Annotated in this window: 21 protein-coding genes; 8 read left to right on the top strand and 13 right to left on the bottom strand. The window is 66.8% G+C overall.

From position 1 onward, the window contains the following. Nucleotides 1-168 precede the first annotated feature (168 nt). Nucleotides 169-1,380 (top strand): amidohydrolase, encoded by a 1,212-nt coding sequence (locus AC1DEZ_RS18010; protein WP_476780254.1) that lies wholly within the window; start codon nucleotides 169-171, stop codon nucleotides 1,378-1,380. Between the two features lie 122 nt (nucleotides 1,381-1,502). After that, entirely contained in the window at nucleotides 1,503-2,081 is a 579-nt protein-coding gene (locus AC1DEZ_RS18015; RefSeq protein WP_476780255.1) for a tyrosine phosphatase family protein, read from the top strand. A gap of 127 nt (nucleotides 2,082-2,208) precedes the next feature. Here the strand turns inward: AC1DEZ_RS18015 and AC1DEZ_RS18020 are convergent, their stop codons facing one another. Further along, nucleotides 2,209-3,900 (bottom strand): mucoidy inhibitor MuiA family protein, encoded by a 1,692-nt coding sequence (locus AC1DEZ_RS18020; RefSeq protein WP_476780256.1) that lies wholly within the window; start codon nucleotides 3,898-3,900, stop codon nucleotides 2,209-2,211. A 391-nt stretch (nucleotides 3,901-4,291) separates the two neighbouring features. On the opposite strand from AC1DEZ_RS18020, the gene AC1DEZ_RS18025 reads away from it, so the two are divergent. Next, complete coding sequence (locus AC1DEZ_RS18025) at nucleotides 4,292-4,747, top strand: PadR family transcriptional regulator (protein ID WP_476780257.1); 456 nt, start codon at nucleotides 4,292-4,294, stop codon at nucleotides 4,745-4,747. Nucleotides 4,748-4,802: 55 nt separating this feature from the next. On the opposite strand, the gene AC1DEZ_RS18030 is transcribed toward AC1DEZ_RS18025, so the two are convergent. Both AC1DEZ_RS18030 and AC1DEZ_RS18035 read right to left on the bottom strand, forming a co-directional pair. Further along, entirely contained in the window at nucleotides 4,803-5,120 is a 318-nt protein-coding gene (locus tag AC1DEZ_RS18030; protein ID WP_441510400.1) for a DMT family transporter, read from the bottom strand. Between the two features lie 134 nt (nucleotides 5,121-5,254). Continuing rightward, on the bottom strand, nucleotides 5,255-6,139 hold the full coding sequence (locus tag AC1DEZ_RS18035) for a type 1 glutamine amidotransferase (RefSeq protein ID WP_476780258.1): 885 nt from the start codon (nucleotides 6,137-6,139) through the stop codon (nucleotides 5,255-5,257). Between the two features lie 116 nt (nucleotides 6,140-6,255). On the opposite strand from AC1DEZ_RS18035, the gene AC1DEZ_RS18040 reads away from it, so the two are divergent. Continuing rightward, entirely contained in the window at nucleotides 6,256-7,164 is a 909-nt protein-coding gene (locus AC1DEZ_RS18040) for a DMT family transporter (protein WP_441510398.1), read from the top strand. A 136-nt stretch (nucleotides 7,165-7,300) separates the two neighbouring features. Here the strand turns inward: AC1DEZ_RS18040 and bla are convergent, their stop codons facing one another. After that, on the bottom strand, nucleotides 7,301-8,302 hold the full coding sequence (bla, locus tag AC1DEZ_RS18045; protein WP_476780259.1) for a class A beta-lactamase: 1,002 nt from the start codon (nucleotides 8,300-8,302) through the stop codon (nucleotides 7,301-7,303). Nucleotides 8,303-8,520: 218 nt separating this feature from the next. On the opposite strand from bla, the gene AC1DEZ_RS18050 reads away from it, so the two are divergent. Next, nucleotides 8,521-8,943, top strand: coding sequence for an antibiotic biosynthesis monooxygenase family protein (locus tag AC1DEZ_RS18050; RefSeq protein WP_476780260.1), 423 nt, complete (start codon nucleotides 8,521-8,523; stop codon nucleotides 8,941-8,943). After that, a complete protein-coding gene (locus AC1DEZ_RS18055; protein ID WP_476780261.1) occupies nucleotides 8,936-9,832 on the top strand; it encodes a sigma-70 family RNA polymerase sigma factor in 897 nt (298 codons plus the stop codon). The genes AC1DEZ_RS18050 and AC1DEZ_RS18055 overlap by 8 nt, the downstream gene beginning before the upstream one ends. On the opposite strand, the gene AC1DEZ_RS18060 is transcribed toward AC1DEZ_RS18055, so the two are convergent. From AC1DEZ_RS18060 to AC1DEZ_RS18090, 7 genes are all read right to left on the bottom strand, one after another. Next, nucleotides 9,790-10,080 (bottom strand): DUF1902 domain-containing protein, encoded by a 291-nt coding sequence (locus tag AC1DEZ_RS18060; protein ID WP_476780262.1) that lies wholly within the window; start codon nucleotides 10,078-10,080, stop codon nucleotides 9,790-9,792. The two genes, AC1DEZ_RS18055 and AC1DEZ_RS18060, sit on opposite strands and share 43 nt — an antisense overlap. A 2-nt stretch (nucleotides 10,081-10,082) precedes the next feature. Continuing rightward, nucleotides 10,083-11,672: a phosphoglycerate dehydrogenase gene (gene serA / locus AC1DEZ_RS18065; protein ID WP_476780263.1), complete on the bottom strand. Its 1,590-nt coding sequence runs from the start codon at nucleotides 11,670-11,672 to the stop codon at nucleotides 10,083-10,085. A gap of 164 nt (nucleotides 11,673-11,836) precedes the next feature. Further along, nucleotides 11,837-13,015: a phosphoserine transaminase gene (locus tag AC1DEZ_RS18070; RefSeq protein ID WP_476780264.1), complete on the bottom strand. Its 1,179-nt coding sequence runs from the start codon at nucleotides 13,013-13,015 to the stop codon at nucleotides 11,837-11,839. Between the two features lie 167 nt (nucleotides 13,016-13,182). Then, nucleotides 13,183-14,067: a hypothetical protein gene (locus tag AC1DEZ_RS18075; protein WP_476780265.1), complete on the bottom strand. Its 885-nt coding sequence runs from the start codon at nucleotides 14,065-14,067 to the stop codon at nucleotides 13,183-13,185. 31 nt (nucleotides 14,068-14,098) lie between these two features. Then, nucleotides 14,099-14,305, bottom strand: coding sequence for a hypothetical protein (locus tag AC1DEZ_RS18080; protein WP_476780266.1), 207 nt, complete (start codon nucleotides 14,303-14,305; stop codon nucleotides 14,099-14,101). A 575-nt stretch (nucleotides 14,306-14,880) separates the two neighbouring features. Then, nucleotides 14,881-15,255 carry an endonuclease domain-containing protein gene (locus AC1DEZ_RS18085; protein WP_476780267.1) on the bottom strand — a complete coding sequence of 125 codons (375 nt, stop codon included), beginning with the start codon at nucleotides 15,253-15,255 and terminating at the stop codon, nucleotides 14,881-14,883. A gap of 740 nt (nucleotides 15,256-15,995) precedes the next feature. Next, entirely contained in the window at nucleotides 15,996-16,238 is a 243-nt protein-coding gene (locus AC1DEZ_RS18090; protein ID WP_476780268.1) for a hypothetical protein, read from the bottom strand. A 305-nt stretch (nucleotides 16,239-16,543) separates the two neighbouring features. On the opposite strand from AC1DEZ_RS18090, the gene AC1DEZ_RS18095 reads away from it, so the two are divergent. Next, entirely contained in the window at nucleotides 16,544-16,804 is a 261-nt protein-coding gene (locus AC1DEZ_RS18095; RefSeq protein WP_476780269.1) for a hypothetical protein, read from the top strand. Between the two features lie 110 nt (nucleotides 16,805-16,914). Here the strand turns inward: AC1DEZ_RS18095 and AC1DEZ_RS18100 are convergent, their stop codons facing one another. Both AC1DEZ_RS18100 and AC1DEZ_RS18105 read right to left on the bottom strand, forming a co-directional pair. After that, on the bottom strand, nucleotides 16,915-17,370 hold the full coding sequence (locus tag AC1DEZ_RS18100; protein WP_476780270.1) for an RbsD/FucU family protein: 456 nt from the start codon (nucleotides 17,368-17,370) through the stop codon (nucleotides 16,915-16,917). Then, nucleotides 17,364-18,224 (bottom strand): amidohydrolase family protein, encoded by an 861-nt coding sequence (locus AC1DEZ_RS18105; RefSeq protein ID WP_476780271.1) that lies wholly within the window; start codon nucleotides 18,222-18,224, stop codon nucleotides 17,364-17,366. Before AC1DEZ_RS18105 ends, AC1DEZ_RS18100 begins: the two co-directional genes overlap by 7 nt. A 201-nt stretch (nucleotides 18,225-18,425) precedes the next feature. Between AC1DEZ_RS18105 and AC1DEZ_RS18110 the strand changes: the two genes are divergently transcribed. Then, on the top strand, nucleotides 18,426-19,763 hold the full coding sequence (locus AC1DEZ_RS18110; RefSeq protein ID WP_476780272.1) for an ABC transporter substrate-binding protein: 1,338 nt from the start codon (nucleotides 18,426-18,428) through the stop codon (nucleotides 19,761-19,763). The last annotated feature ends 14 nt before the right edge of the window (nucleotides 19,764-19,777 follow it).

A 19,777-nucleotide genomic window follows, 5' to 3' on the forward strand; every position in this document is an offset into this window, starting at 1 on the left:
TTCATGGCGCGGGAGCCTTGATCCTGCGGGACAAAACACCGGAGCATGGCGGGTCTGCAGCATCTGCGCAGTAATGCTGCCGCAATCGGGCGTAAGGGCTATGCAGCGGATCGGGACATCGCGCCCAGCCTGCTTCCCGATGCCGCAGGAGAGGGGAATTCATCGATCATGACCAAGCTCGACGACTGGCTCGGCCAGCACCATGCCGCGTTCACGGCGATCCGCCGCGACATCCACGCCCATCCCGAACTCGGCCTGGAAGAGGTGCGCACCGCCAAGCTGGTCGCGGACAAGCTGCGCGAATGGGGCGTCGAGGTCACGGAGGCTGTCGGCAAGACCGGTGTCGTCGGCGTCATCCGCGGCAACCAGCCGGGCGAACGCGCCATCGGCCTGCGCGCCGACATGGACTGCCTGGCGCTGGAGGAGACCACCAACCTTCCCTATTCCTCGCGCAACCACGGCCGGATGCATGCCTGCGGCCATGACGGGCACACCACGATGCTGCTTGCGGCCGCGCAGTACCTCGCCGAGAACCGGGACTTCGCCGGCACCGTCAACCTGATCTTCCAGCCGGCCGAGGAAGGCCGCGGCGGCGCCAACGCCATGCTGGCGGATGGCCTGTTCGACCGCTTCCCCTGCGACGCGATCTACGGGCTGCACAATACGCCGGGCATGCCGGCCTGCAGCTTCGGCACGACGGTCGGCCCGTTCCTCGCGGCGGCGGATTCGTGGAAGGTCACTTTCCACGGCGTCGGCGGTCATGGCGGCTCGCAGCCGCACCGCTCCACCGACATCACCTATGCGCAGGCGCATTTCGTGCTCGGCCTGCAGGGCATCATCGGCCGCAATGTCGCTCCGCTCGACACGGCGGTGATCAGCGTCGGCTACATCCATGGCGGCGACGTCAACGCCTCGAACGTCATCCCCTCCGAGCTCATCATCGGCGGCACGGCCCGCACCTATTCGCAGGACGTGCGCGACACGGTCGAGCAGCGCATCGCCGAGCTTGCGGCTGCGACGGCCCAGGCCTGGGGCTGCAGGGCGGAAGCCCATTACCATCGCGGCACGAGCCCGCTGGTCAACGAGGCCGAGCAGGTTCGGGTCGCGGTTGCGGCGGCTTCCGCCGCCGTCGGCGCCGAGCATGTCAACGGCCAGCTGCGGCCGGGCACGGGCGGCGAGGATTTCGCCGAGATGATGCTGGTGCGGCCGGGCGCCTTCATGCGCATCGGTAACGGCGTCAATCCCGACGGCTCCTTCGTCGGCCTGCACACGCCGCTCTACGACTTCAACGACGCGATCATCCCGGACGGCGTGCGCTACTGGGTCGGCCTCGTCGATCAGGAACTCGGCCAGGGCCTGCGGGCGATCGCGGCGGAGTAAGACATCACTGCGGCCGGCGTCGGAGATGCCGGCCGCATCTTTGACGGGGTGCCCGTCGTTTCCGGCGCTTGCGCTGCCGGTGGAACGGACCTAGGCGACGGGCTCAGCAGCGGAGCCATGCGATGAAGACCCTTGCCATCTCGACCCTGACGATCTGCGGCATCGAGGAACTGCCGGGCAACAGCGCCCGCGAGGTGACGCATGTGCTCTCGGTGCTCGATCCCGACCGCGCCGAGATCGAGGCCTTCGGCACCTATGGCGAGCATCATCGCGTGACGCTGCGCTTCCACGACATCATCGATCCGCGACCCGGGATGATCATGCCGGAGCCGGGGCATGTCGATGAGGTTCTTCGCTTCGGCGAGGGCTTGCAGGAAACGGCGGCGGCCCGCGTGAAGGGGCATCTGCTGGTCCACTGCCATATGGGCATTTCGCGCTCCACGGCGGCGATGCTGACGTTGATGGCCCAGGCCGATCCCGCCGAGGGCGAGGACGCACTGTTCGAAAGGCTGCGCCATATCCGCCCGCAGGCCTGGCCGAACTCGGTGATGATCGGATTCGCCGACGAGCAGCTCGGCCGGAGCGGGCGCCTGACCGAGGCGCTCCGTCGGCACTATTCCCATCAGCTCAAGGTCCAGCCGAAATACCGGACCTGGATGGCCGATCTCGGCCGGGGGCGGGAAGTGGAGATGGCGGTCTAGGACGGCGCCCTGATGCTCGGGCTTGCCCCGAGCATCACTTGCGGCAGGATGCTCCTGCGCTCGCTGCGGCCTGAGCTTCTCGGGTCTGCGCCTCGCTTCGCCAGGGAACGACGCCTGGGGGACCAGCTCACTTCGGCAGCGGCTGCTCGTCGTAGGAGAGCTCGCGGTCGCCCGGCCATTTGATGCGGTAGGCGAGCTTGAGCTCCTTCTCGGCGCCGGGGGCGAGGTCGAAGGTCCAGGACGAAACGCCGCGGCGGTCGCCGACCTGCTTCTCGGTCGGCGGCGTCGTCTGGGCGGCGATGGTCTCGACCGCGATGGCGGTGCTCTCCGAGTAGGGGATGCGCCCGAGCACCGTCACCTTCACCGGCCTCGCATGCAGGCTCTTCACCACCGTGCGGAACTCGCGCTGATCGGTGCGGCTCTGGCCGAGCCAGGCCGGCTCGTTCTCGCGGCGTTTCACCGGGGCATAGCTCACCTTGATCCGGTCGTCGGCGCCGAAGCCGAGCTCGAGCCGGTCGCCCGGCGCCACCAGCCCGAACTGGCCCATGCCGACATAGCTGCCGTCGCGATGCAGCGCGACGCGGCCGGGCAGGAGCGGGGCCTCCTCGTCATGGACGAAGCCGGCTTCCAGATAGGCCTTCTGCTCAAGCTCGGGCACGGTGCGGGCGGCGAGCGTCGCCTCCGCCTTGCGCTGGGTAAGGACCACGGTCTTCGGCGAGCCATCCTGCGGGATCGAGGCGCGGCCGGGCACCTGGAAGTTGGCCTGATAGGCGCCGGCCTCGATCGCCGCGACCTCGACCTCGGCCGGGCGCACCGGTGCGGGGGCCGGAGTGATGGCGCGCTGCGACTGTGCGGCCAGCGCCTCCGCCTCGGCCTTGGCGCGCGCGGCGGCCATTCCAGCAGGCGCCGCGCCGACACGCGCGCGGCTTTCATAGATGGCGGGTAGCTCGAAGAAGGCGACCTGCATCGGCGAGAGATCGGGCGCGCGGGTGCCGCCGGCCGAACGCGTGGTCGAGAGCGTGAGCGCTACATCGTCCCATGCCTCGCCGCTGCGCTGGCGGATCTCGGCGCGGCGCGTCAGGGCGATCTCGGGTTTTTCGGCCGTCGTGGTCAGCCGCGCTTCGTAGGTCGGCGTCCAGTTCGCACCGGTGACGCGGTAGCTCACGGTGAATTCGGCTGCAACCGGCTGCGGCGCCTCGACTGCGATGGCGACATCGCGCTTCGGCGCGCCGGGGCGGCCAGCCTGTGGGCGGGCGCGTTCGAGCGAGGCAATCTCGGCCTCGACGTCGGAAAGGCGATTGCGCACGCCGCGCAACTCGTCCTGGACCTTGACCAACGCGGTGCCGATCGCCTCGAACACGGCCGGCCAGTCGTTGACCGGCAGGGCCTTGCCGTCGGGGCCGAGCTTGTCGGGGCCGGTCTGGGCGAAGCGCTCGATGGTGGCGCGCTTGGCCTCGATCGCGGCGATCTGGCTCTCGAACTTGCCCTTGTCGTCGCGCAGCGCCTTGAGCTTGTCCTCCAGCACTATATCGAGGACCGGCTTGGCCTCGCCCGGCGTGGTGCGGACATCGACGGCGCCGACCGAGAAGGCGCCGCTGCCCTTGCCCTCGATGCGGATCGAGGCGGGGTCGATCGTCGCCGGCAGGCCGCGCAGGACGACCTGCGAGACGCCCTGCAGCAACTCCGCCTTGCCAAGCCGCGTCACCACGGCGCCGTCTGGATAGATCGTGACCCGGTCGATCCGGCTTGCGAGCTCGGTCTCGGCCGCGCTGGCGAGGCTCGGAGCAAGAAACAGGGCGGCGGCAATATAATTCTTCACGACATCATCCCCCGGAATCGCAGTCACGCGGCCACGATGAGCGCTGCCGAATCCGGCGCGCCCAAGGCCGAATTTGGCCGGAATGCGGATAGGAAGCGAGAGCGGATCGAGCGTCCTGCATTTGCAGGATCATGGGCCAGGGCGGCGAACGCCGCCGGGCTCCCCCGCGGGCGACAGCCTCTGCCGCAGATTACCAAAATGTAATTTCGATATATCTTGATTTGAGATATATCGCGATATAGTTTGTGTGGGCATGAAACACACAGACAGAGACGGTCACGACCGTCATCCCGACGCCCTCCGCGATAGGCGCGAGCATCGTCGGGGCGACCACCACGATCATCATCATGAACATGAGCGCCGCGGCCGCAGAGGCCGGCATGGCGGCCGGATGTTCGACTATGGCGAGCTTCGCCTGCTCATCCTCGCGATGCTCTCCGAGCAGCCGCGCCATGGGTACGACCTGATGCGCGGCATCGAGGAGCGCACGGGCGGCAGCTACACGCCGAGCCCCGGCGTGATCTATCCGACGCTGCAATGGCTCGAAGACATGGGCTATGCCCGCATCGCGGATGAGACCGGAAGCCGCAAGAACTTCCTCGTCACCGCGGAAGGAGCTGCGTTTCTCGTCGCCAACCAGACGGCGCTCGACAGCCTCCTGGCCCGCGTAAGCGCGGCCGGCGCGGCAACTCCCGGAGACGGCATTCCCGAGCGCGTCACGCGCGCCACGGAAAATCTCAAGATCGCCCTGCGCCTGAGGTTGCGGCGCGGAGGGCTCGACGAGCCCGCCGCCGAAGCGATCGCCTCGGCCCTCGATGCGGCGGCGCTCGCCGTCGAGAGAAGCTGAAGGATCGGCGACGCCCGGCCCGCTGGGAAGCGCAGGGCCATCTTCGCAAGTGCGATCAGTGCGCCGACAGCTTCATCATCACGAGGCCTGAGACGATCAGCATGGCCGCTGCGATACGCATCGGCGTCAGCGCCTCGCCGAGCACGGTGACGCCGACGATGAAGGCGCCGACCGCGCCGATGCCGGTCCAGATCGTATAGGCCGTGCCGAGCGGCAGGGTGCGCATCGCCAGCGAGAGCAGGGCGAAGCTGCCGATCATGGTGACGATGGTGATCGCCGCCGGCACCGGGCGGGAAAACCCATCCGATTGCTTCATGGTGAAAGCCCAGACGACTTCGAGAATGCCGGCCGAAAACAGGTAGAGCCACGCCATAGCGGTCCCCCATGAGTTGCCGGGTCGTCCCGGCACATTGCCCAGGGTGGGGGAGGTCGTGGCCTCGCTGGCGCGTACCTAGCCATCGACCGTCGCGATGGCAAGGTTGCGAGGCGGATCGAGGGCGAGGCGGTTCAGGCGCGGCTGCGCGTGCTGGCGTGCGGCTTGATGCGGTGTTCGACGAAATTGCGCAATTCGGTGACGCGGCGCTCGGTGTCGAGCACCTCCCGGTCGAGCCCATGCGCCCAGGCGAGATCCTGCCGGGTGGCCGGCTCGGCGTCGAGCGTGCGCAAATCGTCGAGCCAGGCCTGGGTCGAGGTCTCGTCCCGCCGGAAGCCTTCCTCGATCAGGAGCGGCACCATGCGCCCGAGGATCGAGGCAACCTGCTTCAGCGGGAATTCCGGATGGTACTGCACGCCCCAGAAGGTGCCGCCATTGTGCCTGATCTCGGCCGCCTGCACCTGGCTGTAGGCGTTGGAGGCCAGGATGGTCGTGCCATGCGCCGGCAGGGCTATGGTGTCGAGATGGATCGCCGGGGCGTCGAAGGCCGATGGCCTGCTCTCGAGGAGTTTGTGGTTCCGGCCCGCCTCGGTCGGCGTGATCCGGCGGGCGAAGCCGACCTCGCGCCCCTTCGGATTGGCGGTGACGGTGCCGCCCGCCGCGACCGAGCCGATCTGGATGCCCCAGCAGGAGCCGAAGCAGGGTGTGCCGCTGGCATAGATCGCCCGCATCAGCTCGACCTGCCGCGTCACCGCCGGTTCGGCCTTGTAGATATGCAGCGCCGAGCCGGTGAGGAAGACGCCGTCATAGGATTCGAGCCCGGCGGCGTCCGGCAGGTTGGCGCCCTCATCAGCCGGGAGACAAATGTCGGAGACGATGCCGGGCGCGATCGCCGCGATCTCGGCGGCGTAGGCCTCGCCATAGGCCATGCCATAAGCCTTGCGCAGCCCTTCGCGATGCTCGTGCGTGTTGCCGTCGACGAAGAGCAGGCGGAGCGGGCGAGAGCTGGTCTGGATCATCGGGGGATTTCCGCAGGGGATGCGCAGGGCGATGGGCAGGCTTGCGCCCGATCTCATAGAAGAGGGGCCTCGCGCAAGGTTATTGCATGTGCCCATTCTCGCGACAGGGCGGAAACGTGCACCCTTCCCCGACTTGGCTGCAACGCGCCTGGACCAACGCCTATCTGCTGATGATCGGGACGACGCTGATCTGGGGCGGGAATGCCGTGGCCAGCCGTTTTGCGGTCGGCAACATCTCGCCGATGGCGCTGACCTCCTTTCGCTGGATCGGGGTCTGCCTGATCATGCCTTTCCTGCTGCGGCGGCAGATCGCCGAGCATCTGCCGCAGATCAAGGCGCACTGGCCCTACATCGCCCTGCTCGGCATCACCGGCTTCACCGTCTTCAACACCCTGATGTATGTGGCGGCCTATTCGACGACGGCGATCAATATCGGCATTCTGCAAGGCTCGATCCCGGTCTTCGTTCTACTCGGCGCATTCATCGCCTATCGCATCCCGATCGGCGTCATGCAGGCGCTCGGTGTCGCCGTCACCCTGCTCGGCGTCGTGGTCACCGCGAGCCGCGGCGATGTCCATGTGCTCGCGAATCTCCGCTTTGTCCCGGGCGACCTGCTGATGATCCTCGCCTGCGTCTTCTATGCCGGCTACACGGTCGCGGTCCGCAGCCGGCCGCCGATGCCGCAGCTCGTCTTCTTCACGGTCGCCGCGGCCTTTGCCTGTCTGTTCTCCTTGCCGCTGCTCGCGGCAGAGATCGCCATGGGCCGCTTCCACATGCCGAGCCCGACGGGCTGGGCCATCCTCGCCTTCACGGTGATCGGCCCCTCGATCCTCTCGCAACTGTCCTTCATGCGGGCGATCGAGTTGATCGGGCCGGGGCGGGCCGGTGTCTTCGTCAATCTCGTGCCGGTCTTCGCGCCGATCCTCGCCGTGCTTCTCCTCGGGGAGCCCTTCGGGGTCTATCACGCGGTCGCGCTCGCGCTGGTGCTCGGCGGCATCTTCATCGCCGAGCGGCTGGGGCGGTAGACGAGCCCTTTCGTCTGCAACCGCCGTCATTCTCGGGCGAGGCGAAGCGCAGACCCGAATCTCTCGCAGGACAGGGCGCTTCTATGCCGGAGATGCCCGGGTCAAGCCCGGGCATGACGCCCCGAAATCTGCGGCCTCAGCGCAATGCCGAGACTGCGAGCCGCGCGACAGCCGCATGGGCCGCATCGCGTTCCTTCGCGTCGGCGCGCGAGCCGGCGAGGTAAACGACAATGACGAAGCGGCGCCCGTCCGGCAGCGTGGCGACGCCGATATCGTTGCTGGCGTGGTTGATGCCATCCGTGGTGAGGCCGAGCCCGGTGCGATGGGCGAGGCGCGAGCCCGCCGGCAGACCCGCCTTGATCCTCTCGGCGCCGATCTTCATTTCGGAAGCGATCTTCTCGATGAAGGCGGTATGGGCGGGGTCGCGCAGCCAGGTGCCCTTGGCGAAACCCTCCAGGAAGAGCGCGCTCGCCTCGGGCGTCGCGGCGTCGCGCTTGTCCTTCAGCGCCTTCGAGAGCGCGGCGATGCGGACTTCCGGCCTGAGCGCCTTGAGCTCGGCGCGGAAGCGCTTCTCGTCGACGGTCTCACCCCAGGCAAAGCCGCGCAGACCGTAGATCTCGGGCTGGAACTGGCGCTCGTAGCGGTCGATGGACAGGCCGGTGATGCCGCCGTCGCGCAGCATCTTCGTCACCACCTGCGGCCCGCCGATCTCGCGCATCAGCAGGTCGGCGGCGGTGTTGTCGCTCTCGCCGGCGGCGAGGCGAACGAGCTCGCTCAGCGGATAGTCGTTGCGCTCGCCCTTGAAGGCCTTGGCGAGCGGGCTGCGGAACAGCGAGAAATCCTGGCGCGTCACGGTAATCGGCTGGTCGAGCCTGAACTTGCCGGCCTCGACCTGCTGCAGCACCGCGACGGCGAGCGGCAGCTTGAACACGCTCTGCAGCGGGAAGGTCTCGGAGCCGCGATAGGACCATTGCTTGCGATCCTTGAGATCGATCAGCGCGACACCGAGCCGACCTTTCGCCTGCCCTTCGATCGCGGCGATCTCCTTGTCGAGCCTGGCTTTGTCCCAATCGGCGAGGGCGGGGAAAGCGGTGAGGCAGGCGAGAGCAGCGGCGGCGAGACGAAGGCAGGCAGGCATGGGGCGGTCCCTTGATGGCGAGGCCATCAGAGGGGAGGGACATTGCGGCAGCCTTGCGGCGGCAGGTTGGCTCAATCCGTCAGCCGCAGCGGGGCCTATCGAAAGAAAAAACATGCCGCCGCGGTTCCGATCGCGTGCGGCATTCGTCTTTGAATATGGATGCCGTGCCGGCGCCTTCACTGGCCGGGAATGGTGTCCGGCAAATGGAGGTTTGCGATATGGCGAAGAACGACGTCTCGCGCCGGGCCGTGCTGGCGGCGGGCTTTGCTGGCAGCCTCACCCTATCCATGCCCTCTCGCGCCCGGGACAAAGGAACTGCCATGGAAACCAAGACATCCGCAGCGGGCGACAGCATCGCGCTCGTCAACGTCTTCACCGTGCAGCCCGCCGACCAGCCGCGGCTTGCGGAGATCTTGCGCGAAGGCACGGACGACTTCTTCAGCAAGCAGCCGGGGTCGCTCTCGTCCTCGGTTCTGGTCGGTCGGGACGGCCGACGGGTCGTGAATTATTCGCGCTGGCGCAGCGCCGACGATATCGCGGCGTTCCGGGAAACCGAGTATTTCAAGGCCTATGTCGGACGGATCGGCTCCCTGGCCACCGTCGAGACGATGTTATGCGACATCGGATTTTCCCATGGCTGACAGAGTGGCGGGCGGTGCCGTGCGGAGCGTATTGAGCGAGACGATCGCGCGGCTGCGGCCGCGCCTTCACCGCTATTGCGCCCGGATGATGGGTTCGGCGGTCGAAGGAGAGGATGTCGTCCAGGACGCGCTCCTGAAAGCTGCCGAAGCCTGGAGCGACGCTGCCCCCGTCGAAAACCCGGATGGCTGGCTGTTCCGCATCGCGCATAACGCCGCGCTCGATGCGCTCCGGCGCCGTGCCCGCCGCACGGAACTGGAAAGCGAGGATCAGGAAGACATGGTTTCGCCTCGGCAGACCGGCTTCGATCCGCTCGCGACCCGGGCCGGCCTGCAGACGCTCGCGCGCCTGCCGGTCGCGCAACGCAGCGCCGTCACGCTGCGCGACGTGCTCGATTTCTCGGTCGACGAGATCGCGCAGCTTCTGGAACTGAGCCCGCCCGCGGTCAAAGGCCTGCTGCAGCGCGGGCGGCAGCGGCTCGCGGAGATCGCGCACGAGCCGGGAGACACACGGGCGCCGCAGCTCGCGCCGGCCGAGCGCGTGCGGCTGGAGAGTTATGTCGCCCGGTTCAACGCGCATGATTTCCACGCGGTTCGCGCGATGCTGGCGGAGGATGTCCGGCTCGATCTCGTCAACCGGCTGCAACTGAGCGGCCGTGAGGAGGTGGCGCCCTATTTCGGGCGTTACGACACCGCCACGCACTGGCGCTGCGCAGCCGGGGTCGTGGACGGAAAACCGGCCGTGCTGATGCTCGACGCACAGGATGTCGACGGGCGGCCGCTCTATTTCGTGACGCTGGAATGGCGCGGCGACGAGATCGTCGCGATCCGGGATTTCCTGTTCGCGCGCTATGTGCTGGAGAGTGCGGAAATCGTGGTGTCGGCGGGCTGAACGGGCGCTTCCTCGTCGCAGAGCGTAAGCTCCACCGGGCAGTCCTCGATGCCGAAGCATTCCGGCAGGAGCTGCTTCAGCCGCTCGCGCAGGGCGTCGAGGGACTCGGCTTCGGTGACGATGCCGAGCTCGCCGGTGTCCATGGCGTACCAGAGGCCCGCCGCCTCGTCGCGGCGGACCTCGAAACGGATCGGCGCCAGCGCCGCCCCCGAGCGGGAGGCGACGATGGCCCGCAGCGGATTGAGCACGATCAGAACCGCAGGCGCCGGGCGCGCTTGACCATCGGGATCTCGTGGATCTTGTCGAGCAGCTCGTCCGAGATCGGCTCGTCGACGGCGACATAGCAGATCGCGTCGCCGCCCGGCTTGTCGCGGCCGAGCGCGAAGGTCGCGACGTTGACGCCGGCGGCGCCCAAGAGCGAGCCGAACTGACCGATGAAACCCGGCTTGTCGTCGTTGCGGACATAGAGCATGTGCGGCGCGAACTCGGCGTCAACCGCGATGTCGCGGATCTCGACGATGCGCGGCTTGCCGTCATGGAAGACCGTGCCGGAAGCGTGGCGCGGCATATCCTCGGCCTCGACGACGATGCGGATGACGCTTTCGAGGTTGCCGGCGACCTCGCGGGTCAGTTCCTCGACGACGATGCCCTTCTCCTTGGCGATCAGCGCGGCGTTGACCATGTTGATCTCGGGCAGGAAGGGCCTGAGCACGCCAGTGATCGCGGCAGCCGAGATCGCCTTGAGGTTGAGCGCGGCGACCGCGCCCTCATACTCGATGCGGATGCCCTTGACCGGCGCCTCGGTGAGCTGGCCGAGGAAGGAGCCGAGCTTCTCGGCGAGATCGACGAAGGGCTTGATGCGCGGCGCTTCCTCGGCCGAGATCGACGGGAAGTTGACCGCGTTGGTGATCGCGCCCTTGAGCAGATAGTCGCTCATCTGCTCGGCCACCTGCAGGGCGACATTCTCCTGCGCTTCATTGGTGCTCGCGCCGAGATGCGGCGTGCAGACGACGTTCTCCAGCCCGAAGAGCGGGTTCGTCTCGGCCGGCTCCTGCGAGAACACGTCGAAGGCGGCGCCGGCGACATGGCCGGACTTGATGAGATCGGCCAGCGCCTGCTCGTCGACGAGGCCGCCGCGGGCGCAGTTGATGATGCGCACGCCCTTCCTGGTCTTCGCCAGCGCCTCGGCCGAGAGGATGTTCTTGGTCTTCTCGGTCATCGGCACGTGCAGCGTGATGAAGTCCGAGCGCTTCAGCAGGTCTTCCAGCTCGACCTTCTCGACACCCAGCGCGACGGCGCGTTCGGCCGAGAGATAGGGGTCGTAGGCGATGACGCGCATCTTCAGGCCGATGGCGCGCTCGGCGACGATCGAGCCGATATTGCCGGCGCCGATCAGGCCGAGCGTCTTCGCGGTGATCTCGACGCCCATGAAGCGGTTCTTCTCCCACTTGCCGCCCTGCGTGGAGGCGTCCGCCGAGGGGATCTGGCGGGCGAGCGCGAACATCATGGCGATGGCGTGCTCGGCGGTGGTGATCGAATTGCCGAAGGGCGTGTTCATCACGATGATGCCGCGCGCCGTCGCGGCGGGGATCTCGACATTGTCGACGCCGATGCCGGCGCGGCCGATCACCTTGAGGTTCTTGGCCTGCTCCAGCAGCTTGGCGGTCGCCTTGGTGGCCGAGCGGATGGCAAGGCCGTCATACTCGCCGATCACGGCGGCGAGCTTGTCCTTGTCCTTGCCGAGGGCGGGATCGAAGGTCACGTCGATGCCGCGGTCCTTGAAGATCTGGACGGCGGCGGGGGAGAGGGCGTCGGAAATCAGGACTTTAGGTGCGGGCATGGGAGGCTCCGGCTGGCGCCGCGCTGCACGAGGAGCGGTCTGGCGCTGAGAAGGGAAGGGGCGTCATGGCCGGGCTTGACCCGGCCATCTCGGGACGCGAAGGCGCGGGGCGGCGCCTCTTCTTGAAAGAGATGGTCGGGTCAAGCCCGACCATGACGGCCTGCTCAGGCCGCCTTCTTGCCCAGCCCCGCCTTGGCCTCGGCGAAGGCGTAGGTGATCCAGGGCAGCAGCGCCTTGACGTCGCGCGACTGCACGGTCGCGCCGCACCAGATGCGCAGGCCCGGAGGGGCGTCGCGGTAATGGCCGAGATCGTAGCCGGCGCCGGCCTTCTCGATGATCGAGACGACCTGCTTGGCGAAGGCGGCCTGCGCATCGGCCGGCAGCGCCGTCACGGCCGGGTCGGTGAACTTCAGGCACACTGATGTGTTGGAGCGCGTCTTCGGTTTCACGGCCAGGAAGTCGATCCAGTCGTTCTCGCGCACGAATTTGGCGATGACGCGGGCGTTGCCGTCGGCGCGCTTCACCAGGCCGTCGAGCCCGCCGACCTTCTGCGCCCAAACCAGCGCGTCGATATAGTCCTCGACCGCGAGCATGGAGGGGGTGTTGATGGTCTCGCCGGTGAAGATGCCCTCGATCAGCTTGCCGCCCGAGGTCATGCGGAAGATCTTCGGCAGCGGCCAGGCCGGCTTGTAGCTTTCGAGCCGGGCGACGGCGCGGGGCGAGAGCACGATCATGCCATGCGCGGCCTCGCCGCCGAGCACCTTCTGCCAGGAGAAGGTGACGACATCGAGCTTTGGCCAGTCGAGGCGCTGGGCGAAGGCGGCGGAGGTGGCGTCGCAGATGGTCAGCCCCTCGCGGTCATCCGCGATCCAGTTGGCGTCGACGACGCGCACGCCGGAGGTGGTGCCGTTCCAGGTGAAGACGACGTCGCGGTTCTTGGTGTCGACCTTCTTGAGGTTCGGCAATTCGCCATAGGGGGCGTCGAAGGTGCGGACGTCGGCGAGCTTGAGCTGCTTGACGACATCGGTGACCCAGCCGGCGCCGAAGCTCTCCCAGCTCACCATGTCGACGCCGCGGGCGCCCAACAAAGACCAGAGCGCCATCTCGACGGCGCCAGTATCGGAGGCCGGCACGATGCCGATGCGGTAATCGGCGGGAACATCAAGCACCTCGCGCGTCAGGTCGATCGCGCGCTTGAGCTTGTCCTTGCCGATCTTGGCGCGATGCGAGCGGCCGAGCGGGGCGTCGGAGAGGTTCTTGAGGGCCCAGCCGGGGCGCTTGGCGCAGGGGCCGGACGAGAAATTAGGCACGCGCGGACGCACGGCCGGAGCAGTATTCGCCATCGATGTCTCCATCCTTACAGATGGGCGCGCCCCGTTGGGGGGGCGTGTCCCGTCGATGGGGGTAGGATGGGAGGGCGGGGGGAGTCAAGCGGGCCCGAAAATAGTTGTAGCGCGAACTTTCAAATGACAGCGTGCGAACGATCAAATGGCAACAGAACGCTTTTTCGTCACCGCAACGCTGAAGCCGCAATTGCGACAAACGTGTGCAAGGTTGGGATGGCCAAGGCGACTGCGCCGAGCCCGTACATTGTAGCCGTCACGGCGCGCGAGTGAGGTCGCTCGTATGCAAAATCCTGAAAGCGGAGATAGACGATCTTCTCGGCAAAGCCCGCTGCGGCCGCCTTTTCAAGCGACATCCAATACCCCCGCTCGGCAGGGATCGCTCTCCAGATCAAGTGTACGATTGCGTCGGTGTTAGGATAGCCCAGAATGCCGGTTCGAAAGCGCCCTACATATTCGTCGTCTGCCTCAGTACTCCTGGTATAGCGGTCGACCTCAACGCCCTCCGGGATGATGATCTGGGCAGCTTCGGTGTCGCTGGACTGATCCACCAAATCGACTCCTGCTGTCTCCCAGAGCTCAGCTATGAAATTGTGCAAGAGATCGTATCGCTCCTGCCCATAGCTGGGCCTGGCGAGCCGGGGTTCGTCGCTCCAATCGTCTACTGGGCCACCGTGAACGGGTAAGCTCTTCGCCCAATAGACGTCGACCAGACGGCGAAACTCTCGCTCTAGGCGGCTTCCTACCAGAAAGCGCTGCTCGCTTTCGAGCCACTGCTGAGGCGACTCGTACCGCCTCACAATCTCCGGGCAACGCATCGCGAACACGATCGAACCGATGCCCAGCAGCGATAACCCGATGTATGTCAGGTGCAAGCGCGGGATTGGCAGAAAGCCGAGAAGCGGCGCGGGATGAGCGCCGCCCTTTGCACCGTCGAGCAGTATGGCATGCACCAAGGACGCGAACTCGTCATTCACGAGGATGAATGAGCCGATGATTGGAGCGAGGGCGGTCAATCGCACCAAATTCGAGCGACCGACGGTACGAAGCATTGCCCAGCTGGGGACCGCGCTAAAATAACTCTCACGGAGTCCCAATAATCACCTCCCGCACTCGCTTCGTCCGTCCGCCACCGCCCGCCTGGTAGCTCAGCTCGACCGTGTCGATCGAGGCCCAGGAGGACAGCTCGCGCACCTCGGGCACGTCGCTCAACGAGAGGATGAGGCGGCCTTTAAGCCGCTGTAAAGCGGCGCTGAGCCGCTCCAAATTGGCCGAGAACGAATAATCCACGGCTATAAACGTGCTCCGTGTCCTAGTACGTTGGATATATCGACCAAGCCTTGGGTGGAATATCCGCGTTCTCGGGCGAAATTCCCGACAAAACTCAGAAAAATTGCGATATATGGATTTCCGCTGTTTCAAAGCGGAGATCTCTGTGACGTTTCTTCAGCTAGCTTATCTTCTGATCGCATCCTCATACGTTTTGGCTGCGATTGCGCTTTATGCCGGGCATTGAGATTGCTCGCCGGCTTCAGATCATGCTCAGCAAGGCCTGCGTACAGCTCTCCTGTGAACTCGAAGGCTGCAACGCCAAGGTGCTGACCGCGGGGGCGGCGTTCTGGAAGAGTCTCCTAGCCAATGCCGTGCTGAAGCCGGTGGGGCGCGGGGAACCCCTCTCCCGAATGGGAGAGGGGCAGGGGTGAGGGACCGCCGCTTATCATTGGAACGCAACGGCGCCGCTACAGCACTCATCGGATAGCGCAGGCCCTCATCCCTGCCCTTCTCCCACACGGGAGAAGGGTTCCCCGCGCCTCGTGAGGGCCGGTTGAGGTAAGTGCGCGCGAGAGATGGGCAGGACGCGCGCCCTATCCGCCAACGGCCCTGCGAATGGCGGCAATGATGGCATCCCGGTTATCCACGACCTCGGCATTGCCGAAGCGAATGACCGTGAAGCCGTGTCGCTCGATTTCCTCCGTTCGCGCGGCATCGTAGTCCGCTTCCCAGCGATGCTGGCGACCATCGATCTCGACGATCAGCTTTCGGTCGATGCAGATGAAATCGACGGTGTAGCCGAGTAGGGGAACCTGTCGGCGGAACTTGAGGCCGTCGAGTTGGCGGTTTCGCAGGAGCGACCACAGGACTTCCTCCGGCTCGGTTGCGTGCCGGCGAAGCTGCCTGGCGAATTGGCGCCGTTCGGTTGTCATCGAGCGGAAGCTGAACACATTCGCCTCGACGATCAATGGCGGTCCCTCACCCCTGCCCCTCTCACTGATCTCGGGCTTGCCCGAGATCAGCACTCAAAGTGTCGAAGTCGGCAACAGCCGACTTCGATGCGGGAGAGGGGTTCCCCGCGGTTCCTTCGCGAAGACTTATCCCCGCCCGCGCAAACCGCGCCTATTMTCGGCCCACCTCGTCCCCGAGGGGCAGCCATCCGGAGGTATGCCGTTGGCGGGGCGGGGGCGGCGCCTGCGGGTGGGGTTACGACCCACTCCCGGGAGGCTTCGGGGCACCGCCCTGGGGATACTACGATCCCTGTGCGAGGAGCTCGCTGGAAGGCTCGGCCCGGTGACGGACGGCACGGCAGGGACGCGACGACCCGATGAGGGGAACTGGCGTCCGAGCCCGCCGATCCCTAGCAGCCCAGCCGTATAAGCGCGGCCCGGAGTCCGAAATCGCCGATGAGCGGAGCGCCACGGGGCGTGCGGAAGGTGGCTCAATCCTTCCGCGCCGCATCCTGGCTCAACGGAAGCGGCCCGATACCTCGCGCCTCGCGGCGCTCCGCTGCCCCTCATTCGAACCCGCCGCGTGGAAGCGCGAGCGGGATAAACCCATGCGTCATTCTCGGGCGGAGCGGAGCGCAGACCCGAGAATCTCGGGCAGGAGAGGCGCCAGAGCCTCCTTCGGGAAGAGATGCTCGGGTCAAAGCCCGAGCATGACGCAGAGAGGGCTTTTGGTCGAGGAGAAGGGAAGTCCCGCCCGTTCAATCCCCCGTCATCGTCATCTCGGCATCGACAGCCTTCATCTTCGGGTGAGCGGCGCAGAAGGCCCTGATCTTTTCCGCAACGGCGGCGGAGTATTCGCTCTTCCGATGGGCTCCGGACTTCAGATAGTCGGCGCAGCTCAGCTCCCGGTCGGTAATCCCGGCAGTGGCCGGGGCGGCCAGAGCGGCGAGGATGAGGAGGCCGGCGAAGGCGGCGAGCAAAACGCGGGAAAGGCGGGGCATGGTCTGGTCCTGAACGGGCAGCCGCATCACAGGCCTGCCTCCAGCGGCGCTCCTGCCTTGCGTCGCGCCCGCTTGCAAATGCGATTGTCGCGGCCCCGATGCGCGGGCAGGGCAGTGCGGCCGCGGGATCGTTGGCCGGAGGGGGAAGGCGGGGCCGGCATTTCGTGATAGGCAGCGGCTCATCCCGCTAGAGCATGTCCGGCGAACAGGGTTCGCCTCCAAAGCTCCAGCCTTTCGCTATGTCGCAATTCCGGACGCAAAACCGCTTCGCACTTTTGCTGGAATTGCTTGGAGGTAACGAGACCATGGCCAAGAAGACCCCCGAACAGCTCGCCCGTGAATTCGAGGGCCGCAAGGCCAAGGGGCTGGCCAAGGGCGGGGCGGCGTTCTGGCCCAACATCCTCGCCAATGCCGTGCTGAAGCTCACCGCGGCACGGGCCGCGATCACGCCGGAGGCGCTGATCGAGATGATCGAGCGCGAAAGCGAGACGCTGGACGTCTCGGTGAAGGCCGGCGCGACCGAGGCCGTCGCGCGGCTGAAGCAGGCCGTCGCCAAGGGGGCGTGAGGCGCCGCCTAGATCGCCGCGCGTCCTACCGGACGCGAAGTGGCGATCTAACTCTTTGTTCAAGCATCGGATTTGTCCGAAAAGTGGATTCCACTTTTCGGTCCGATGCTCTAGCCCGGCTCGCCGGCGATGACGCCCTTGCGCAGCAGGAAGCAGCCATAGGGGCGGGGGTCGCCGACCTGCACCACGGCGAAGGCGCGCCGCGCCGCCTCATAGAAGGCGAAGCGCTCGATGCCGGCGAGCGGTTCGGTGCGGCCGAGAGCCGCATCGATCTCGGCCTGCACAGCGCGCTGGACATCGGGGATCGCTGCGGCATCGCCGACGACTTCCATGCGCCTGACAGGCTCACGCTCGAAATCGTCGATCGGCAGCACCGAGAGGATGGCGCGGGCGGCGCGCTGCATCGTCAGCCCGGGCAGGCGGATCAGCCGGCCGCTGGTGGTGGCGCTGGCGATAGTTTCGGCCGGGTGGTTGGCGTCGACCAAAGCGAGGTCGTCGCCATGGCCCATGGCGGCGAGCACCCAGAGCAGATCGGCGGAGAGGACGGGATCGAGCGATTTCAGCATGACGGGCGGCGGCCTCTGTCGGTGAGATAGATGCGGGCGGCGTTGCCGCCGAAAAGCGCGGCGCGCTCGGATTCGCTGAGCGCGGCGGTGAGGCGCTCGGCCGCGGCGTGCCATTGGCCATAGGAGGAGCGAAGTGTCGCGACCGGCCAGTCGCTGCCCCAGAGCAGCCGTTGCGGGCCAAAACAGGCGAGAAGCTGTGACACTGCCGGCTCCAGCGTCGCGTCGGTCCAGCCCGGCCCGGCTTCGGTGACGAGGCCGGAGAGCTTGCAGGCGGTATTCGGCCGGGCGGCGAGCGCAGCGATGCCGTCGCGCCAGTCGGAGAGGTCGGCGCCGGTGAGATCGGGCTTGGCGCCGTGGTCGACGATGACGGGCAGTTCCGTCTCGCGGTCGAGGAGAGTCAGCAACGCCGGGATCTGCGGCGGCTTCACCAGGGCATCGAAGACGAGGCCTTGCGCCTTCATCGCCGCGAAGGCGGGGGCGAGGTCGGGTCGAGCGAGCCAGTGCGGATCGGGGATGTCCTGCACCATCGCGCGCAGACCGACCAGCAGCGGGTCGGCGGCGAGTGCGGCGATGCGGGCGGGGGCATCGGGCGCTTCGAAATCGGCCCAGCCCACTACCCCGGCGACGAAGGGCGTGGCGGCGGCGAGATCGAGCAGGAAGCGCGTCTCGGCCTCGGTCGGCGCGGCCTGGAGGAGGATGGTGGACGCGATGTCCTGTTCGGCGAGATGCGGGGCGAGGTCGGCAGGCCCGAAGTCGCGATAGAGGGGCTTGAGCGCGGGCGTCAGCCAGCCATAATCGCCACGGGCGAGCCGCCAGAAATGCTGGTGCGAATCGATGCGGGGCGGGCTCTTCACGGGCGGCTCTCGCGGGCGGGCTCGGCACCGGGCAGCGCCGGCGTGGCGCTACTATGTGCACGCCAACATGTTAGCTTGCAACCGGCTCGAAAGCGGATTAGCGTCCAGCCCGATCGCGGGTGGCGGAAGCGCCGCTTCAGGACATCCCGCGCGAAGGCAAGCCCGCAAAGGGCGGCATTTATAGTCCGTGGGAGGACGCCGATGACCGACAGCATTCTCAAGCCGACCCGACGCGTCCTTCTGAGCGGTGCCGCTGCCGCGCTCGCCTCGCCGCTCGTGCTGCGGAAGGCGCAGGCGCAAGGAGCGTTCGACTGGAAGAAGTTCTCGGGACAGTCGATCGACGTGCTGCTGGTCAAGAACCCGCGCTCCGAGCTGATGCAGGCGGCGGAGAAGGAGTTCACCGAGCTCACCGGCATCAAGGTCTCGTCCGAGCAGGTGCCGGAGCAGCAGCAGCGCCAGAAGGCGGTGATCGAATTCGCCTCGGGCAAGCCGAGCTTCGACGTCAGCGGCATCTCGCTGCACGTCCAGAAGCGCATGGCGGCCAAGGGCAAGTGGTTCGAGAACCTCGAGCCCTACATCAAGAACGCCGCGCTGACCGCGCCGGATTTCGACTTTGCCGATTTCGGCGCCGGCCCGGTCGCCTATGCGCGGCAGGCGGACGGGGCGCTCGATACGCTCCCGTTCTTCGTCGACTACTGGATGATCTACTACAACAAGGAGCTCTTCGACGCGAAGAGCGTCGCCTATCCGAAGACGATGGACGAGATGTTCACGGCGGCGCAGAAGCTGCATGACCCGGCGAAGGGCGTTGCCGGCTTCGTCTCGCGCGGCCTGAAGAACGCCAACATCCCGGTCTGGACCTCGCTGATGCTCGGTCAGGGCATGGAGACGGTCTCGCCGGAGGGCAAGCTGCTCACCGACACGCCCGAGGCGATCTGGGCGGCCGAGCTCTACAAGAAGCTCAACAAGGAGACCGGCCCGGTCGGGCAGGTCGGCTTCAACTGGAACGAGTGCCAGACCACCTTCATGCAGGGCCGCGCCGCGATGTGGCTCGACGGCATCGGGTTCGCCACGCCGCTGGAGGATCCGTCGAAATCCCGCATCGTCGGCAAGGTCGGCTATGGCGTGACGCCGCCGGGGCCGAAGGCGCATTATGCCGGCATGTTCGCCGACGGCATGGGCATCTCGCGCGGCTCCTCCAAGAAGGAGGCGGCCTGGCTCTACCTCCAGTACATGACCAACAAGAAGAACCAGATCGCCATGCTCAAGGCCGGCGCCGGTGCGCCCGGTCGCTCCTCGGCCTATCTCGACACCGAGACGATGCAGCAGTCGAAATTCGGCAAGCAGTATTTCGAATGCCTGCTGGCCTCGGCCAAGATCGCGCGGGCCGGCCTGCCGCAGATCGTGCCGGTCACCGAGTTCCGGGACGTGTTCGGCGTGGCGCTGACCAATGCGATCGGCGGGGCGGATGTCGCGGCCGAGCTCAAGAAGGCGACCGAGACCTTCGCGCCGGTGCTCGCCAAGAGCGAGCAGGCCTGAGGAAGACAAGCGTC

The sequence above is a fragment of the Allobosea sp. 10L422 genome (genome assembly GCF_056395345.1).

What these genes read in the sequence shown, in the direction of transcription:
- AC1DEZ_RS18100 (WP_476780270.1), bottom strand. Translation starts at nt 17,370, where the DNA reads ATGCTGAAATCGCTCGATCCCGTCCTCTCCGCCGATCTGCTCTGGGTG.
- AC1DEZ_RS18110 (WP_476780272.1), top strand. Translation starts at nt 18,426, where the DNA reads ATGACCGACAGCATTCTCAAGCCGACCCGACGCGTCCTTCTGAGCGGT.
- AC1DEZ_RS18050 (WP_476780260.1), top strand. Translation starts at nt 8,521, where the DNA reads ATGGCGAAGAACGACGTCTCGCGCCGGGCCGTGCTGGCGGCGGGCTTT.
- AC1DEZ_RS18025 (WP_476780257.1), top strand. Translation starts at nt 4,292, where the DNA reads ATGTTCGACTATGGCGAGCTTCGCCTGCTCATCCTCGCGATGCTCTCC.
- AC1DEZ_RS18070 (WP_476780264.1), bottom strand. Translation starts at nt 13,015, where the DNA reads ATGGCGAATACTGCTCCGGCCGTGCGTCCGCGCGTGCCTAATTTCTCG.
- serA (WP_476780263.1), bottom strand. Translation starts at nt 11,672, where the DNA reads ATGCCCGCACCTAAAGTCCTGATTTCCGACGCCCTCTCCCCCGCCGCC.
- AC1DEZ_RS18015 (WP_476780255.1), top strand. Translation starts at nt 1,503, where the DNA reads ATGAAGACCCTTGCCATCTCGACCCTGACGATCTGCGGCATCGAGGAA.
- AC1DEZ_RS18010 (WP_476780254.1), top strand. Translation starts at nt 169, where the DNA reads ATGACCAAGCTCGACGACTGGCTCGGCCAGCACCATGCCGCGTTCACG.
- AC1DEZ_RS18095 (WP_476780269.1), top strand. Translation starts at nt 16,544, where the DNA reads ATGGCCAAGAAGACCCCCGAACAGCTCGCCCGTGAATTCGAGGGCCGC.
- AC1DEZ_RS18035 (WP_476780258.1), bottom strand. Translation starts at nt 6,139, where the DNA reads ATGATCCAGACCAGCTCTCGCCCGCTCCGCCTGCTCTTCGTCGACGGC.
- bla (WP_476780259.1), bottom strand. Translation starts at nt 8,302, where the DNA reads ATGCCTGCCTGCCTTCGTCTCGCCGCCGCTGCTCTCGCCTGCCTCACC.
- AC1DEZ_RS18055 (WP_476780261.1), top strand. Translation starts at nt 8,936, where the DNA reads ATGGCTGACAGAGTGGCGGGCGGTGCCGTGCGGAGCGTATTGAGCGAG.
- AC1DEZ_RS18090 (WP_476780268.1), bottom strand. Translation starts at nt 16,238, where the DNA reads ATGCCCCGCCTTTCCCGCGTTTTGCTCGCCGCCTTCGCCGGCCTCCTC.
- AC1DEZ_RS18075 (WP_476780265.1), bottom strand. Translation starts at nt 14,067, where the DNA reads ATGCTTCGTACCGTCGGTCGCTCGAATTTGGTGCGATTGACCGCCCTC.
- AC1DEZ_RS18030 (WP_441510400.1), bottom strand. Translation starts at nt 5,120, where the DNA reads ATGGCGTGGCTCTACCTGTTTTCGGCCGGCATTCTCGAAGTCGTCTGG.